The sequence below is a fragment of the Chitinophaga sp. genome (genome assembly GCF_036569185.1).
GTDB lineage: Bacteria > Bacteroidota > Bacteroidia > Chitinophagales > Chitinophagaceae > Chitinophaga.
Window position 1 is genome coordinate 1 of the sequence record NZ_DATCRD010000127.1, and the last position, 2444, is coordinate 2444.

The following is a 2444-nucleotide window of genomic DNA, read 5'->3' on the forward strand; positions in this document are numbered from 1 at the left end:
GCCCTGTCTATATGGGTGGCTTTAGACGATGCTACCTATGAGAATGGGTGCTTGTATTTTATTCCCGGATCCTATCACGAAACCAGTTTTGAAAACCAGGGTATCGGGAAAAACATGGATGCCATATTCCAGGTTTATCCGCAACTGGTAACTAAAAGGTCTGTTGCCGCACCCATGAAAGCAGGCAGTTGTTCTTTTCATAACGGCTTAACGATCCACGGCGCCGGGGCCAATATGACCAATGGTTTTCGCAGGGCCATGACCTGTGCTTACATGCCTGACGGGGCTAAATTTAACGGCACGAAGAATATATTAAGCGATAAGCAGGTTGCTAGCTTAAAGGTGGGGGATGTACTGGATGATGACACGCAGAATCCGTTGATTTATACAAACGGAAATCAATAAGCCAGGCGGGTAAGGCCGTTTAAAAAGGGTATTACAGGAACAGGACAAGCATAAAAAAAACCGGGATGCTTTCAGCGCCCGGTTTTTTTTATGCTTGTCCTGTTTCATTATAGCAATGATGCTTAATGAGATGTTCTCCTGATTGAAAAATTAACAGGTGTGCTGCAATGTTTAGCCAGGGAAATGCGGCCATTGTTATCAGCCTGCATACTGGTAATATTCTTATTTGTTACCACTTCATAGTTTCCGCCTGGTTGCAGCCCGTTAACTGTAAACTGGTAGTTGCCGCGTGATGAAATAGTCCATGCGGATACGTCATCCTTCCAGGAATTAATTTTTACGTCAATGCGATTGCCCGGATCTGCGTGAACCTCGAGCTGCGCCGTATCTTTATTACCGGGGTAGAATTTAAGCGTATTCCCACTTTTATCTGCACCAAAAGATTCGTTACTTTTTACAGAAAAGCTACCGGTGCTCATTAAATAATCATGATCACTCAATTCAAGATGATAAACGGTACCTCTATGGGTATATGAAAACTTCGTTCCGTTCAGTGTTTCAATCATATTAGGTTCCAGGCCCATCCTGTTCCATTTTGGGCGAAGTCCGTAGATATCCTTGTATAGGGCCGTAATACTGGTACAGATGCCTGCCAGGATATCATCCCCCAGTCCAAGCTGGGTGGTTCTGCTGTAGCGCTGAGAGGAAAGCCCGTCTTTTTTATACTGATAAAGGAGATGATTAACGAATCTGAGCGCGATGTTCTTATCATATTTTGCATATGCGTTGATACCAAGATATCCCCATGTAGGGAATATATCGCCATTTTCATATTTGGGGAAAGGCCAGTTGCCATCGCTAACCTCTTCTCTTTTAAAGGAATCGAAACAAAGCGGCCAATGAAACAGGTGTTCTGCCGCTGTTCTTTGTTCTATCTGATCAAGAATGAGTTTTATGCGTTCCTTATCGTCACATAGCCCAAAGGCAATAGCCGCAAAATTTACAGGCGTAACCAGGTTGTCGCCATGAATGGTGTTATCTTTATCCCTCCAGTATACATACTGCTGTTTGGCGGGCGACCAGAAGCCGCCTTCATCAACCGGCCTGTTAAAAGCATTTTTAAGACGGGCAGCAATTGTTGAATAATGACCGGCCATTTTATGATTGCCCAAAACCGTTTCACATTTTGCCCAGAGTGTTAGCGCCTCGTATAATTGTGCATTTACAAAAGCGTTTTCAAAGCTGGCCCAAACAATGTCTAACCAGTCGCTGGCCTTTTTTTCTGCGACACCGTTATTCATCATTTCATAGATCCCGTTGTTATTGATATCACGTTTTATCAGCCAATCCAGGGCCTTTTCACAGCTCGTTTGGTGTGAGCGCAGCCATTGCAGGTCTCCGTTCAGGTCAAACAGTTCGCTGGTGTTGATCACATAGCCCGTTTGTGAATCAATAGTATATCCCCACATGGCTTCATAATAGCCGGTTTGCGGATTATATGTGCCGGGAATTTCATCACCCGGTACGTTGTGCCAGCGGGATAGAACACGTCCGTTCTTCAGCATCGCCTGGTCTCTTTCCTGGTCCAGTGTTGCCGCCAGGTTTTTTATATAGTGAGGATCATTCAACGCCATCCCGATCTGGGCGAAAAATGGTTCATGGAGGCATTTCCAGTTTGTCAGCCAGCCGTTTGCACCTACTATATTGTTATCTACCACGCCATACCGGCCGGTTGTGTTTAATAGCTCCCGCACTGCTGTTGCATCAATACCGGGAAGCGTTCCTCTTGAGTATGTTTTGTTGTAGGCAATGTATTGCAGCTCCAGGCTTATTTTTACGCTTCCTTTTTTTACCTGGAAAGGAGCAAATACATCGTATTTTTCTGATACAAACCGGCTCAGGTGATAGCGTTGCTGCAATTTGGCATCAGTTAGCAGTTGTGTGAAAGTAAATTCTCCGTTTTCGCTATGCGAGTATTTTGAAGCCATTTCACTTCCGCTTGCTGGTTGGGGCGATATCCTTAACGCATCTCCCGAGTC

2 protein-coding genes are annotated in these 2444 nt (G+C 44.9%); one reads left to right on the top strand and one right to left on the bottom strand.

Going from position 1 to position 2444, the window contains the following annotated elements; all coding sequences use genetic code 11:
* Positions 1-405: phytanoyl-CoA dioxygenase family protein (locus VIM72_RS08885; RefSeq protein WP_332002485.1), on the top strand; the 405-nt coding region annotated here is incomplete at its 5' end.
* A 122-nt stretch (positions 406-527) separates the two neighbouring features.
* Here the strand turns inward: VIM72_RS08885 and VIM72_RS08890 are convergent.
* The coding region (locus VIM72_RS08890; RefSeq protein ID WP_332002486.1) for a hypothetical protein at positions 528-2444 on the bottom strand (1917 nt) is incomplete at its 5' end.